This is a genomic window from Micromonospora psammae, assembly GCF_036902725.1.
Classification (GTDB): Bacteria; Actinomycetota; Actinomycetes; order Mycobacteriales; family Micromonosporaceae; genus Micromonospora.
Map to the genome: position 1 here is coordinate 148788 of NZ_JBAKHM010000002.1, position 13429 is coordinate 162216.

13 protein-coding genes and 3 pseudogenes are annotated in these 13429 nt (G+C 70.4%); 7 read left to right on the forward strand and 9 right to left on the reverse strand.

Annotation, left to right across the window (positions count from 1 at the left end):
- Nucleotides 1–101: 101 nt before the first annotated feature.
- Both V6U79_RS03950 and V6U79_RS03955 read right to left on the reverse strand, forming a co-directional pair.
- Entirely contained in the window at nt 102–875 is a 774-nt protein-coding gene (locus tag V6U79_RS03950; RefSeq protein ID WP_334613517.1) for a ZIP family metal transporter, read from the reverse strand.
- A gap of 112 nt (nt 876–987) precedes the next feature.
- Nucleotides 988–1428 carry a ChaB family protein gene (locus tag V6U79_RS03955; protein ID WP_334613519.1) on the reverse strand — a complete coding sequence of 147 codons (441 nt, stop codon included), beginning with the start codon at nt 1426–1428 and terminating at the stop codon, nt 988–990.
- Nucleotides 1429–1684: 256 nt separating this feature from the next.
- Here V6U79_RS03955 and V6U79_RS03960 point away from each other — a divergent pair.
- Both V6U79_RS03960 and V6U79_RS03965 read left to right on the forward strand, forming a co-directional pair.
- Nucleotides 1685–1864, forward strand: a pseudogene (locus V6U79_RS03960) (DUF421 domain-containing protein); the annotation flags it as partial.
- An 89-nt stretch (nt 1865–1953) separates the two neighbouring features.
- Nucleotides 1954–2112, forward strand: a complete 159-nt coding sequence (locus V6U79_RS03965) for a hypothetical protein (protein ID WP_334524113.1) — start codon at nt 1954–1956, stop codon at nt 2110–2112.
- Between the two features lie 123 nt (nt 2113–2235).
- Here the strand turns inward: V6U79_RS03965 and V6U79_RS03970 are convergent.
- Nucleotides 2236–2640, reverse strand: a pseudogene (locus V6U79_RS03970) (ANTAR domain-containing protein); the annotation flags it as partial.
- Between the two features lie 299 nt (nt 2641–2939).
- On the opposite strand from V6U79_RS03970, the gene V6U79_RS03975 reads away from it, so the two are divergent.
- Nucleotides 2940–6080, forward strand: coding sequence for an ATP-binding protein (locus tag V6U79_RS03975; RefSeq protein ID WP_334613520.1), 3141 nt, complete (start codon nt 2940–2942; stop codon nt 6078–6080).
- Between the two features lie 32 nt (nt 6081–6112).
- Here the strand turns inward: V6U79_RS03975 and V6U79_RS03980 are convergent, their stop codons facing one another.
- The 3 genes from V6U79_RS03980 to V6U79_RS03990 form a co-directional block, all read right to left on the reverse strand.
- Nucleotides 6113–6949 carry a DUF4097 family beta strand repeat-containing protein gene (locus tag V6U79_RS03980; protein ID WP_503629756.1) on the reverse strand — a complete coding sequence of 279 codons (837 nt, stop codon included), beginning with the start codon at nt 6947–6949 and terminating at the stop codon, nt 6113–6115.
- A gap of 172 nt (nt 6950–7121) precedes the next feature.
- On the reverse strand, nt 7122–7871 hold the full coding sequence (locus tag V6U79_RS03985) for an ABC transporter permease (protein WP_334613522.1): 750 nt from the start codon (nt 7869–7871) through the stop codon (nt 7122–7124).
- Nucleotides 7868–8815: an ATP-binding cassette domain-containing protein gene (locus tag V6U79_RS03990; RefSeq protein ID WP_334613523.1), complete on the reverse strand. Its 948-nt coding sequence runs from the start codon at nt 8813–8815 to the stop codon at nt 7868–7870. The genes V6U79_RS03985 and V6U79_RS03990 overlap by 4 nt, the downstream gene beginning before the upstream one ends.
- Nucleotides 8816–9001: 186 nt before the next feature.
- Between V6U79_RS03990 and V6U79_RS03995 the strand changes: the two genes are divergently transcribed.
- Nucleotides 9002–9517, forward strand: a complete 516-nt coding sequence (locus tag V6U79_RS03995) for an SMI1/KNR4 family protein (RefSeq protein WP_334613525.1) — start codon at nt 9002–9004, stop codon at nt 9515–9517.
- Nucleotides 9518–9530: 13 nt separating this feature from the next.
- Nucleotides 9531–9629, forward strand: a pseudogene (locus V6U79_RS04000) (phosphotransferase); the annotation flags it as partial.
- Nucleotides 9630–9674: 45 nt separating this feature from the next.
- Here the strand turns inward: V6U79_RS04000 and V6U79_RS04005 are convergent.
- Nucleotides 9675–10364 carry a TetR/AcrR family transcriptional regulator gene (locus V6U79_RS04005; RefSeq protein ID WP_334613526.1) on the reverse strand — a complete coding sequence of 230 codons (690 nt, stop codon included), beginning with the start codon at nt 10362–10364 and terminating at the stop codon, nt 9675–9677.
- 78 nt (nt 10365–10442) lie between these two features.
- Here V6U79_RS04005 and V6U79_RS04010 point away from each other — a divergent pair, with 78 nt between their 5' ends.
- Nucleotides 10443–11258: an alpha/beta fold hydrolase gene (locus tag V6U79_RS04010; RefSeq protein WP_334613528.1), complete on the forward strand. Its 816-nt coding sequence runs from the start codon at nt 10443–10445 to the stop codon at nt 11256–11258.
- A 103-nt stretch (nt 11259–11361) separates the two neighbouring features.
- Here the strand turns inward: V6U79_RS04010 and V6U79_RS04015 are convergent, their stop codons facing one another.
- Nucleotides 11362–11640 (reverse strand): hypothetical protein, encoded by a 279-nt coding sequence (locus tag V6U79_RS04015; protein ID WP_334524142.1) that lies wholly within the window; start codon nt 11638–11640, stop codon nt 11362–11364.
- A gap of 131 nt (nt 11641–11771) precedes the next feature.
- On the opposite strand from V6U79_RS04015, the gene V6U79_RS04020 reads away from it, so the two are divergent.
- Entirely contained in the window at nt 11772–12110 is a 339-nt protein-coding gene (locus V6U79_RS04020) for a hypothetical protein (protein ID WP_334524144.1), read from the forward strand.
- Between the two features lie 403 nt (nt 12111–12513).
- Here the strand turns inward: V6U79_RS04020 and V6U79_RS04025 are convergent, their stop codons facing one another.
- Nucleotides 12514–13425, reverse strand: coding sequence for a phosphotransferase family protein (locus V6U79_RS04025; RefSeq protein WP_334613530.1), 912 nt, complete (start codon nt 13423–13425; stop codon nt 12514–12516).
- Nucleotides 13426–13429: the final 4 nt, after the last annotated feature.

A 13429-nucleotide genomic window follows, 5' to 3' on the forward strand; every position in this document is an offset into this window, starting at 1 on the left:
GGGACGGGATGCGCGGTTGGTGGGGCCGGCTGCGACATCCGGTCTCCTCGTTGTCAGGTTGGCGGCAGGTTATCCACGAGTGAGGGTCGGGACAGCTGGTGTCAGAGCGTGGCGAGGGCGAAGGAGAGCACGAACCCGGCGGTGGTGCTCAGGGCGACAGCAGGTCCGCCCTTCTCGTAGGCCTCGGGCATCAGGGTGTCCGCCAGCGACGCCAGCACCGCTCCGGCGGCGAAGGCCAGCGGAAGGGAGATCGTCTCCGGTGCGGTGTTCGCCAGCGGACCCGCACCGAGGACCACCGCCAAGACGAGAAGCGCCGCACAGGCGGTCCAGGTGCCCAGCACGAAGCGGCGGGAGCGTCCCTGCGCCCGCATCGACGCGCTGCCGACCAGCGCCTCGGGAAAGTTCGACACGAAGATTGCCGCGAGCAGCGCCAGCCCCCCGGTGCCCTCACCGAGCGAGACCCCGAGAGCGACGTTCTCCGGTACGCCGTCGAGCGTGACCGCCGCCAGGAGCGCGAGCCCGGCAGCACCGGTCATCGACGCGGTCGACGGCGTACGGTCGCTGGCCGCCGCGTCCGGGTCGAGTTTCTCGCTGCCGTGCGGCTGCTCGCGGTGGCCCCTGGCCGCCCGGTCCAAGCGGGCGCTGAGCACAGTGAACACCACCGCACCCGCGACCAGACCCAGTACCGCGCGCCAGATCCCCCCGTGCTCATAGGCGTCCTCGAACAACTCGAACGCCAACGCGGTGATGAGTGCACCCGAGGCGAACGCGAGCAGCGCAGCCAGCAGCCGCTTCGGCAGGCGGAACCGGACACCGGCCAGCGCGCCCAGCACCAGGGCGCTGGAGGCCACCACCCCGAACACGAACGCTTCCATGCCACCGCGATACCCCACCAGCCGGCCACATCAACCATCCCCGATCAATCAAGTGGCTGTCGTCGATGCGCGCCCTCGACACCGGGCGGGCCCGGAGCGGCATGATGGGGGACTACCAGCGGCTCTTGCGGGCCCGGGCGGTCGCCCGGGCGTTGGCCTTTTCTATCGCGCGGACCTCGTCGTCCTTGTTCAGGTTCTCCGGGTCGTCGATGCCGACCCGCCGGCCGACGTCGTCGAGGTGTCCCTTGCTGGCGTTGGCGTCGACCCCCTGGGCGGTGTTGCGCCGCCCCCGCGCCGACTCGGGCGTTCCCTGCTCGGCCTGCGGGTCCGAGGGGCCCTTGTGCTCCTTGAGCTCCCAGTGGTCCCCGACCTTCTCGTGGGTGTGCTTCAGCGAGGCGAACGCGGTGCGGTGGGCCCGCTCGCCGTCGCCGTAGGACTCCTCCGCCGATTCGAGGGTCTTCTGGTAGGTCCGGACCGCCTTGTCGTCGGAGCGGGCGATGGTCGAGGGCACGTCGTCGCGCATCTGCTCGGCCTGCTCGTGCTTGTCGGGCATGACGACGCCTCTCCCGTAGGGGATGCCGGTCGGGGCGGACGTCGCCCGGCGCGGCAGCCGCCCCGCACGGCTCGTCCCTCCCGAATGGACGACGAGGTGCATGCCCGCGCCGTGAACGGAGAAACACCCGCTACAGGGCGGCAGCCCGAAACGCGGACGCCGGGCACCGCCCGCCTGGCCTGGCGTACCAGGGCAGCGGTGTAGCCGCAGGTGACCGTGGTAGGCGCGGCGGGTGGGCGACCGGCGGCTACACACCGATGGTCTGCTGCTGGTCGCCGTGATCATCGGCTGGGCGTACCTGCTGGACGCGCTCGCCTACCGGTGGCCCGCCGCCGAGCGTCTGGACGACGTCAAGGAGGTCCGGATGGAGTCCGAGGGCAACTTCAGCGTCATCACCCGCAACGCCGACAAGCCCCCTGGACCGGGTGCCGTCTGAGGCCGTTTGCACCCTCCGCTGCCGGGAAGGCGACGGCCGACAGTGGCGCGCGGAGCCGCCCGCGCCACCGCAGGCATGGGGAGGCCGACATGAGCGACCGGGAACGGCTGCACGATCTTCGTCAGCAGGCCCACGATGCGGGCATCGAAGGCAACTCCAAGATGACCGAGGAGCAGTTGCGCGAGGCGCTGCGGAAGGTCGGCAAGGGCGAACGGCCCCAGATGGCCAAGCACGAAGCCAAGCGGTGACGCACGCGAGTGGTGTCGGCACCTGTCGTGGGCCGGCACCGCTCGCGGGTTCAGCTGATGGTGGCCAGCAAATGGCCGGACGCCCGGCTGCCGATGCGAAGCCGTGAGGGTTCAGGCCGGCGGTCAGGCCCCGGCTGCCCGGTCGACCAGGGCCCTGGCCACGTCGCGGACCTTGCGGTTGGAGTCCTGCGACACCTTCGCCAGGACCGCGAACGCCTCGGCCGGGGTGCAGCGGCGTTCGCCCATGATGATGCCCTTGGCCTGCTCGATCACCGCACGGTTGGCCATCGCCTCCTGCATCTGGCGGGCGAGCGTGGCGGTGCTGTCGTAGAGTTGCGCATGGGCCAGGGCGACCGCGGCGTACGCGGCGAACGTCTCCAGCACCGCTATGGTGTCATCGTCGAAGGCCTTCGGCGTGCCCGCGTAGACGTTGAGGGCTCCGACGACCGCCTCCTGCATCGGCAGGCCGATCGACACGGAACTGCCCACCCCCGCCTCGCGGCCGCGTTCCGCCCAGTCGGGCCACCTGACCCACCATGGCGGAGCCGGGACCCACGCCGATTCCTTAACGCCGGTTCGCCGCACCCGGAACGTGGGATGCGGACTACAGGTCGCCCAATCTACTCCCCACGCCGCTGAGAGCGATCCGGAGCAGAGTTCCGTGCAGCCGAACCGAAGGAAGAGCACTCGGCCGCCGCGGCTCTGTCCGGTCCGGTTCCGGCACCTCCGGAGCCGTTCGGGCCGGGTGGCCGGTGCGGCCCGGTGCGGTGCTCGGCGTCGCGTCAGCAGGTGGAGGCCCGCCGATCGTCCGTGGCAAGATCTGCCAGGTGCAGATCGGGATGCTCGGACCATTCGAGGTTCGCGCGCACGACGGCGTCCCGGCCGACGTGCCGGGCGCCCGGCTGCGCGGACTGTTGATCGCCCTCGCGCTCGAACCAGGTCAGGTGGTCCCGAAGGCGACGCTCGTCGACTGGATCTGGGGTGAGCACCCGCCCTCCGACGCGGCGAACGCCCTGCAACGGTTGGTTTCCCGGCTGCGGAAGGTGTTGCCGGAGGGGTCGGTCGAGGGGCAGACGGACGGCTACCGGTTGACGGTGCGACCCGACGCTGTCGACGCCGTGCGGTTCGAACGCCTCGTCGGACAGGCCCGCCATGCCGAGGATCCACAGCGGGTACGGCTGCTGCGCGAGGCCCTCGCACTGTGGCGCGGTGCGGCCATGCAGGACGTCGGGCTGCCGGACAGCGCCGCGCTCGCCGCGGCGGTCACCCGGCTCGACGGACTACGCCTGACCGCCATGGAGGACCGGTTCGATGCGGAGATCAACCTCGGCCACGGTGCGGAGCTGGTCACGGAACTGACCGACCTGGTGGCCGCGCATCCGGTGCGGGAACGGCTTGTCGCCGCGCTGATGCGTGCCCTCGTCGCGGCCGGTCGCGACACCGACGCGCTGCTCGTGTACCAGCGCGCCAGGGAGGCCCTGGTCGACGCGCTGGGCGTCGACCCCTCATCCGAGCTGTCCGCCCTGCACGTCGCGCTGCTGCGGGGCGGGTCGGGACGACGGCGGGAGGAGAACCGGAAGACCAACCTGCGTGCCGAGCTGACCAGCTTCGTCGGCAAGGACACCGATGTCGCCGCGGTCCGCGAACTCATCGCCGAACATCGGCTCACCACTCTGATCGGGCCGGGCGGCTCGGGGAAGACCAGGCTGGCCACGGAGACCGCCCGCACGCTGCTCGGCGACCTGCCGGACGGGGCCTGGCTGGTGGAACTGGCACCCATCGGCGCGGACGGCGACGTGGCGCAGGCGACGCTCGCCGGGCTCGGCCTCCGGGATGCCCTGCTCGGCGGGGCGCCGAACGTGGAGCTGATCGACCGGCTCATCGCCGCCATCCACGAGCGGGAGGCGCTGCTGATCCTCGACAACTGCGAGCACGTGATCGAGTCGGCGGCGGCGTTCGCCCATCGACTGCTCGGGGAGTGCCAGCGGCTGCGGATCCTGGCCACGAGCAGGGAGCCGCTCGGCATCACCGGTGAGGCGCTGTGGCTGGTCGAGCCACTGGCCCTGCCGGAGCAGGACGCCGGCCCCGGCGAGATCGAGTCCTCTCCCGCCGTCCAGCTCCTGCGGGACCGGGCGGGCGCGGTGCGCAAGGATCTCGGGGTCGACGCCCGTACGTTGTCGACGATGGTGCGCGTCTGCCGGGCGCTGGACGGGATGCCGCTGGCGATCGAACTGGCCGCGGCCAGGTTGCGCACCATGTCCATCGATCAGCTCGCCCACCGGCTCGACGACCGGTTCCGACTGCTGACCGGCGGTAGCCGTACCGCCCTGCCGCGGCACAGGACGCTGCGCGCGGTGGTCGACTGGAGCTGGGAGTTGCTCACCGACGCCGAACGGATGGTCCTGCGCAGGCTCTCGGTGTTCTCGGGCGGGGCGAGCCTGGAAGCGGCCGAGCGGGTCTGCGCCGGCGATGCGGCCGACCGGGAGCAGGTGCTCGAGTTGCTCACCGCGCTGGTCGAGAAATCGCTGCTGCTCACCGAGGGCGACAGCGCACCGCGCTACCGGATGCTCGGCACGATCAAGGAGTACGCCGGGCAGCGGCTCGCGGAGGCGGGGGAATCGGACCTGGCGCGCCAGGCGCATCTCGCCTACTTCACCGGGCTCGCCGAGACCGCGGAGCCGCATCTTCGCCGCGCCGAGCAATTGGAATGGCTCGCCACGCTCGGTGCCGAGCACGACAACATCAGTTCCGCGATGCGTGGTGCGCTGACCGCCGGCGAGGCGCACGCGGCGATGCGGCTCGCGGCGGGCGCCGGCTGGTACTGGTGGCTCAGCGGGCACAAGGCCGAGGGCATCGAGCTGATCACCGCGGCCACCAGGACGCCCGGCGAGGTGACCGATGACGTCCGGGCCACGGTGTACGCCCTTGTCGTGCACTTCCTCACCTCCGGGCGAGGCGACGAACACCAGACGAAGGAGTGGATCCACAAGGCGCACTTCTTCAGCCAACGCAGTCGGCGCCGCCACCCACTGCTGGGGTTCGTCGCCCCGCTGGAACGCATGTTGCAGGCGCCGGACGCCTTCCTGCCCGCGTTCGAGAAGTTGCTGGACGACGAGGACCCCTGGGTACGCGCACTTGCCCGGCTGCACCTGGGCAAGATGCGGATCATGCTCGGCCAGGACGGGCCGGAGGCGGACGCGTATCTCGAGATGGCGCTCGCCGAGTTCCGGGCACTCGGCGAACGGTTCGGGATCTCGTTCGCCCTGACCGAGCTGGCGGACCGCATCGCCGTGCGCGGGCAGTTCGCCGCCGCGTGCGCGTACTACGAACAGGCGATCTCGGTCGTCACCGAGGTCGGTGCCATCGAGGACGTCATCCGCCTGCGGTCGCGACTGGCTCAGCTGTACTGGTTGCTGGGCGACGAGGAGTCGAGCGCGGCTGCGACAGCCGAGGCGCAACGGTGCGCGGAGCGGGTCACCTGGCCGGATGCCCTGGCCGAGCTGGCCCTGTCGAAGGCGGAACTCGCCCGCTGGCGCGGCGACGCCGAGGAGGCGTACCAGCAACTCGGCGTCGCGACCACCATGCTGGGCGACGACGCGGAGCAGGCGAACGTCCGCGGAATCACACAGGACCTGCTCGGCTACCTCGCCGACGATCTCCGCGAGGCCCGTACGCACCACGCGGCGGCCTGCCAGGCGGCCGCCGAGGCGGGGCACGCACCCCTGATCGCGCAGGTACTCGTCGGGGTCGCGGACCTGGCACTCCGCAGCGGAGACTACGAGCAGGCCGCACGGCTGCTCGCGGCGAGCGCCGGCGTGCGCGGACTGCCGGATCGTTCCCACCCGGACGTGGCCCGCATCGAGCAGGCCGCACGGCGCCGCCTCGGCGACACACGGTTCGCCGAGGCGGCTCCGGAAGGCACGCGGACGAGCTGGCGTCAACTGGTCACGGTCACCCTCGCCTCCTGAACGTGGCGCCGTCATGCGCCGTCGCGTTGAAGTCAGCTCGCTACGCGGTGAATGGTGATGTCGCCGTGCCGCGTGCGGGCGTGGACCGTGACCTTGTCGTCGTACGTGTCGCGGTCTTCCTGGGACGGGACCGAGTTGCGCACCGACCCTCGCTTGCTGTCGGCGTCGACCCTGGCCATGGTGCCCTCGCTGATGCCGACCTCGATGTTTCCCGAGTGGGTCGCCAGCTCCGCCTGACCGCGGGTCAACCGACCGATCCGAATGGCGCCGTCCCCCGTCTTGGCGGTGACGCTGCCGTCGGCGCGGTCGATCTCGAAACCGCCGCTGCCACTGCTGAGGTCGAGGTCGGCCGCTGCGTGACCGATCCAGATCTGCCCGCCCGAGCTCGACAGCTTGACGGTCTGCTCGACCTCGTCGATCCGCATCGCGAACGCCGCACCGTCGATGTTGGCGCGCCCGGCGATGTGGCCGATCGTCACTTCACCGGCCGCGATGTTCGCGTGCAGCGTGTGGATGCGATCGAGCTGGACCCGACCCGATGCCATGTGCAGCTCGCACTCCCCGAATGAGCCGTCGGCCTGGACGTCCGAGTGCGCCAGGTACGCGACCAGGCTGGAGCCGGTGGGCAGGTCGATCGTGATGGCGACGGAGCCGTTCCTGTCCCCGGAGCTGGTCGTCTTGACCGACAGCTGACCGCCGACGAAGTCGACCTTGGTCTTGTCGGCCACCTTGACGTCCGACTGTCTCGCCTTGTTGATGGGTTCGACCCGCACCGTGCTGTCCGTCCGGTCGCTCGCGGTGACCCGCACCTGAGCACCGGCGACGACAACGGTGGCGACGATGGGTCCTGGCGTGGCGAATGTAGGCATGATGCCTCTCCTCGTGTCTCATGCGTGAAGTGTTGGTGGGGCGGCGGGGGAGCGTTGGTCCGCGCGCCCGGGGCGCGCGTTCGCCGTCGGCGAGCGCGCGCCGTGTCAGTTCGTCGCTGGCGGCTTGGGGGTCAGCCCGATCTCGGTCCTAGGAGGGGCGTCGCCCGGGAGGTCAGGCGCGCCTGTTGAAGGTGGAACGCGCCCACAGGTAACCGACGAGAGCGATGCCGACGCACCAGGCGACGGCGGCGATCGCATCGCTGGAGGAGGGTGCGCCGTTGAGCAACCCGCGCATGGTTTCGATGATCGGGGTGAAGGGCTGATACTCCGCGAACTGCCGCAGGCCCGGCCCCATCTTCTCCGCCGGTACGATCGCGCTGCTGAAGAACGGCAGCATGACCAGCGGCACGGCAGCCAGACCCGCCGTCTCCGGAGACTTCGCCGCCAACCCCAGGGCGACCGTGAGCCAGCCGGCCGCGAAACCGAGCAGCACGACGATGCCGACCACGCCGAGCCAGTCGAGGGAACTCGCCGACGGGCTGAATCCCAGCAGGAAGGCCACCCCGATGAGCGCCCCGATGGCGATCAGATTGGTCAGCAGACTGGCCACGACGTGACCGGTCAACACCGCGCCACGGGAGACGTCCATGACCTTGAACCGGTTGATGATGCCCTTCGTCATGTCGGAGTTCACCGACGTCGCGGTGGCCCCCAGCCCGTAACAGACGGCCAACAGCATCAGCCCCGGCGTCGCGTAGTCGATGTAGTCGATCCCGACGTTGAAAGCGTCTCCGAACATGTACACGAACATCCACATGATCACGATCGGCATCAGCACCGCGTTGAACATCGAGGTCGGATTCCGGGCGATGTGCTTGAAGTTGCGGCGCAACATGACCATCGAGTGGGACTTGGTGCTCATTTCGCGACCACCTCCGTGGTGTGGGTGCGGCCCGTCAGGGCGAGGAAGACGTCATCGAGGTCCGGCGTGTGGACGGAGAGCTCTTCGGCGCTGATCGAGTACTCGTCGAGCCGGTCCAGCAGGGCCCGCAGTGATCTCGTGCCACCGTCGCTGGGAACCCGCAGCGCCAGTGCCTCGTCGTCGCGCGTGGAGTCGGTGAGGACCCGCGCGGCCGCGTCGAGTTCGACGGCGTCGGTGAACCGAAGCCGGACATGACTGCCGGGCACCTGGCGTTTGAGGTCGTCGGGAGTGCCCTGGGCAACCAGGCGGCCCTGGTCGAGTACCGCGATCCGGTCGGCGAGCTGGTCGGCTTCCTCGAGGTACTGGGTGGTGAGGAAGAGGGTCACCCCGTCGGCCACCAGCTCGCGGACGATTGCCCACATCGCGCGGCGACTGCGCGGATCCAGTCCCGTCGTCGGCTCGTCCAGGAAGATGATCCGTGGCTTGCCGACCAGCGTCATCGCCAGATCCAGCTTCCGGCGCATACCCCCGGAATAGCTCGACACCGGCTTCTGCGCGGACTCCACCAGATCGAACCGCTCCAGCAACTGCGTGACGACCCGCCTGCCCTCGCCGGAGCCCAGACGCTTCAGGTCCGCCATCAACTGCAGGTTCTCCTGGCCCGTCATCAGCTCGTCCACCGCCGCGAACTGACCGGTGACCCCGATTGCCGCACGCACCGCCCTGGTCTCGGTCGCGACATCGTGCCCGGCGACCCGTGCCGTTCCGCCGTCGGCCCTCAGCAACGTGGTCAGCACGTTCACCGTCGTCGTCTTGCCCGCCCCGTTCGGGCCGAGCAGGGAGAACACCGTGCCCGCACGGACATCCAGGTCGATGCCGTCGAGCACGACCTTGTCCCGGTACGCCTTCCGTAGCCCTGAAACTGCAATCGCCGTACTTGTCATGCGACCACTGTCGGCATCCGGCCTGACACGCCCCTGACACGCCGCTGACACGGCCACTGACACGGCGTCGCATCGAACGGCCGCCGGCCCCGCTTCGCGGAAATCGGGAGATGGCCCGCTGGGATCAGGCGCTGGGCCGGCCTGTCCGGTCCGCCGCCGGCCGCTCCGCCCTCATAGACTTCGCAGGTGCAGGACGAGAACCGGACGTTGCCGGCCGCGCTGGCCGCAGCCCACGCTGAAGGCTTCTCCGCCGACCATGACGGTCACGACTTCGAGCCGTACGACGAGTTCATGTGGTCCGACGAAACGGGTCAATGGTGGCAGTCGTGGACCGGCAACCCGACTGCGGGCGCGGCGCCGTTCCGAGTCTTCGGACAGGACGGGTCCGGCGGTCTGGCCGCCTTCTGGCTCCGCGTGCCTGACGCTCCGATCGAGACCCAGCCCATCGTGTTCCTCGGCTCCGAGGGCGAGCTGCACCTGATAGCCAGTAACCTCGGCGACTACCTGTGGCTGCTGGCCAATGGCGTCGGGCCGATCGAGACCGTCGACGGCATCCACCGCACCACCACGCCCATCCCCGCGCTCACCGCGATCGCGCAGCTCTGCACCGGCGACCGGCACCGGCCTGTCGCGACGGTGATCGACGCAGCCCGAGCCGAGGTCCACGCCCTGATATCGCTGGTCGACACGACGTCCCGGTAGCCGCTGGCCGGAGGTCTGGGTGCACGGCGACCTGTTGCCGGGCAACCTGCTGGTCTCAGACGCGCGGCTCGCCGCGGTCATCGACCTCGATGGCCTCGACGTCGGCGTGTGACCTGCGACCGGCGTGGAGCGTGCTTGCCGACGCGGTCGGCAACGGTCAGCCGCCCTGCGTCCCGCTGTGAACGTCATGTCCGGCGGCGTCCCCCCGCCCGGTCGGTTCAGCCGCGGCGAGCAGGTCGTTGACCGCCTTGAGAAGTGTGTCGCCCACGCGGTCCGGGCTGCCGAGGGCGCCGCCCTGAAGGGCGCCGTCGCGCAGGAGCACCAACAGCCGCGCGGTGTGGTCGGGGTCGGTGTGTCCGGCCGCTGCCGCCTGGTCGCGGAGGGTCTGGAAGAACCAGGCGTGGTGTTCCTCGACGGCCCGGCGCACCGGGTGGGCCGGGTCGGGATATTCCGCCGCGGCGTTGAGGAACGCGCAGCCGCGGAAGTCGGCCCGGCGCACGTCTTCGGCGACGGATTGCATGATGAGAAGCAGCGCTTCGCGTCCGCGCCGGTGCGCGGGGATCTGCGCGACGGCGTTGCGGATCTCCTGGCTACGGCCTCGCAGGTAGGCGACGATCAACTCCTCCTTCGCCGGGAAGTGGCGGTAGAAGGTCGCCCGCGTGACGCCGGCCTCGGTGACCAGGCGGTCCACGCCCACCGTGTGCAGTCCTTCGGCATAGAACAGGCGCGAGGCCGTACGCAGCAACCGGTCCCGCGGGGCGAGCTCCGAGGTGGAAGACATCCCCTCAGCATAGGGACAGACTGTTCGTTCTGCCACCGTACGCGGCACCGAGGTGACGTGATCCACCCCGCCTTGCGCGCGCCGGTAGAACGACTAGTCTTCCGAGCAGAAAGACCGATCGTTCTACTTCTCCGAGGAGTCGTCATGCGCATCCGGAACCTGCTGAGCCTGTCCGCCCTCGCCGCCGTCGGAATCGTGGCCAGCCTCGGCGGCAGCGGCACGGCGAGCGCCGCCGCCGACGACCGCCACCACGGACCCAAGCCGACCGTGGTGCTCGTGCACGGCGCCTTCGCCGACTCGTCCAGCTGGAACGGGGTGGTGTCGCGGCTGCAGAAGCGCGGCTACCCGGTCATCGCGCCGGCGAACCCGCTGCGCGGCCTGAGCTCCGACGCCGACTACCTCAAGCGCCTGCTGGCCACCATTTCCGGCCCGGTCGTGCTTGTCGGACACTCCTACGGCGGCGCGGTGATCACCAACGCGGCCGCGGGCAACCCCAACGTCAAGGACCTGGTGTACGTGGCGGCCTTCGCCCCCGAGGCCGGCGAGACCGCCCTCGGCCTGTCCAGCCAGTTCCCGGGCAGCACCCTCGGTGACGCCCTGGCGCCCCCGGTTCCGTTGGGTGACGGCACCCACGACCTCTACATCCGGCAGGACGCGTTCCGCGACCAGTTCGCCGCCGACGTTCCGGCCGCGGCGGCGGCCCTCTCCGCCGCCACCCAGCGTCCCATCCGCGACGCCGCCCTCGGCGAGGGCTCCGGCACCCCGGCCTGGAAGTCGATCCCCTCGTGGTTCGTGCTCGCCGGTGCCGACAGGAACATCCCGATCGCTGCCCAGAAGTTCATGGCCGATCGGGCCGGCTCCCGCCGCACCGTCACGGTCGAGGCGGCGTCGCACTCGGTCGCGGTCTCGCACCCGGGCGCCGTCGCCGACCTGATCGTCGAGGCCGCCACCGCCAACTGAGCGCCACCGGAGAAACACCCTTGCCCTTGCCGGCCCGCGATGTGGCGGGCCGGCGCAGGCGTGCCTGGCCCCGCTGTGTTGGCGACCCCGTCCGGCAGGCGGACTACTCCGCGAGGTAGCCGGTGGCGGGATCGATCTGAGCGAGGAAGTCGCGGACGGCTTCCTCCATTTCCGGCAGGCTCATCGCGTGGTCGCCCGACCTGCTGAGGCCGAAGCCGTAGTCGTGCGGCCCGCTGAGCCAGTCGAAGTCGTAGGTGCCGGGGTCCTCGGCACGGACCCGGACGCGGAACTGCTGCCCGTCGACGGTCAGCATGATCGGCTCACCCGTGTAGCGGATCCGCAAGTGCTCCGGCACCACGCCCGGCGTCGGCTCGATGGACATGCCAACTCCTCCCTGCATCCGACCGCCCGTACTGGTTCATTCTCCTGGGCGCTGCTCGGACGGGAGCCAGACGCCGTATCCGCCGCGCCGGGTCGATCCAGCAACTGCCCACCGGTGGGAGGATCGGCGGCGTGATCGAACTGCCTGAGGGATCCTGGTGGGACTGGGACGTGCGGCATTTCGACGGCTCCCGGCTTCGGTTGGCAGCGGGACACGACCTGACCTACCACCACGATCTCGAGGTGGTCTTCACGGACGTCGCATACCTGGCCTGCGCGACCCAGTTCCAGGATCCTCGGTTCCGGGAACCCACCCTCGACGAGCGCGCACTGGTGCGTCGGCACGTCGGTGAAGACCCGCCGGTGATCGTCGCCTTCGACGTCGACGCACCGGCCGGAGGTGGTCTTCTTGGCTGTCTCGTCGCGGCAGGGTCGGTTGAGGTGGTACCCGGCCTGGTCTACCGCTACTGACGGCGACGCCTCAGCACAGCGGCGAGCGCGCACGAATCATCCAGGGGCCCGCGCCGATTGTCGAGGTCATCTGGCGCCTGGGACTGACGACGTGGACCTGTTGCCGGAATGCGGGCGAGAGCAACGCCGACTGGCCGGAGCGGTTGCCGCACATGGCCCCGGTCATCGCTGCGCAAGTGGGGGGTGGGCCTACATCGACTGTTCGAGCTACGGCTTCTGTTGGTCCGCTTCCCGAGCTACGACCGCGCGGAGATACCGCGTCGGCTGACCGCCGACGAAGCAGGCCGACTCACCCCACCAGGGCCGATCGACCGGCCGAGCATGGCGGCCGCACACTCGGCATGATGGGCAACTTCAAGCCTCCGGCCCTCGGCTCGTGCGTGGTCGATGATGTGGGGCCGACTCAGGCACCGGCCAGTGCGAGCCTCTGCTCGGCCTCGTCCGGTGCCAACCACGATGCTCCGTCCAGGCTGGCCTTTTTCGCGTTGAACGCGTACACCCAGAGCCCCGCGGCCCAACTCGCCTCGATCTCGCCCGCGGACCAGACGCGGCCGGCAGCGCGCTGGTAGGCGTCCAGGAACGCCGCTGACTCGGCAACCGTCGCGGCCCTGGGTGCCATCCCGCACGGCCACACGGACGCGGCCAGCCCGACGACCACAGCTTCCGGCGCGGCGGTGACGCTGTCCCAGTCGTGGACCACCAGCGGCTCGTCGCCGTTCCAGCGGAGGTTCTGCGCTTCCCAGTCGCCGTGTCCGATCACGACGCGGACACCGGCCGGGGTACGCACGAACCGGCTCAGCCGGCGACGGACCCGCGCCCCGGTCTCGTCGAGCCACGCCGTCGCATGCTCGGCGGCGTTCAGGTCGTCGTCGCGATCGTCGGCGGCCGGCCAGACGCCGGACAGGGCATGATTCCACGCTGTCCACGGGAGACCCGGTTCCAAGGTGCCGACCATCGCCGGCCGGGGCGCGAGAGCGATGAATCGCGCCAGCAATCCGGCGAACCGGCTGACGGAGTCGGTCTCCGGCGCCAGCGATCCTCCGGGCACGCATGCCTCAGCGCTCACCCCAAGGCCCTCCTCGACCACCGGGCCACGCAGTGGCTCAGGAGCGGGAAAGCCGGCGCGCCACAGCGCTCGCTGCACAGCCGCACACCCCGCCAGGCGTGGTGAGTACGGCCGCACCTTGACGATCACCTCGCGCCCGCTGGACAGCCGCACACCGAAGACCCGCGACAGGTGGCCCGAGATCAACCGCACATCCTCCGCCGCGGAGCCGAGGTGACGCTCGCACCAGCGACCAACGTCGACGGTCATCAGC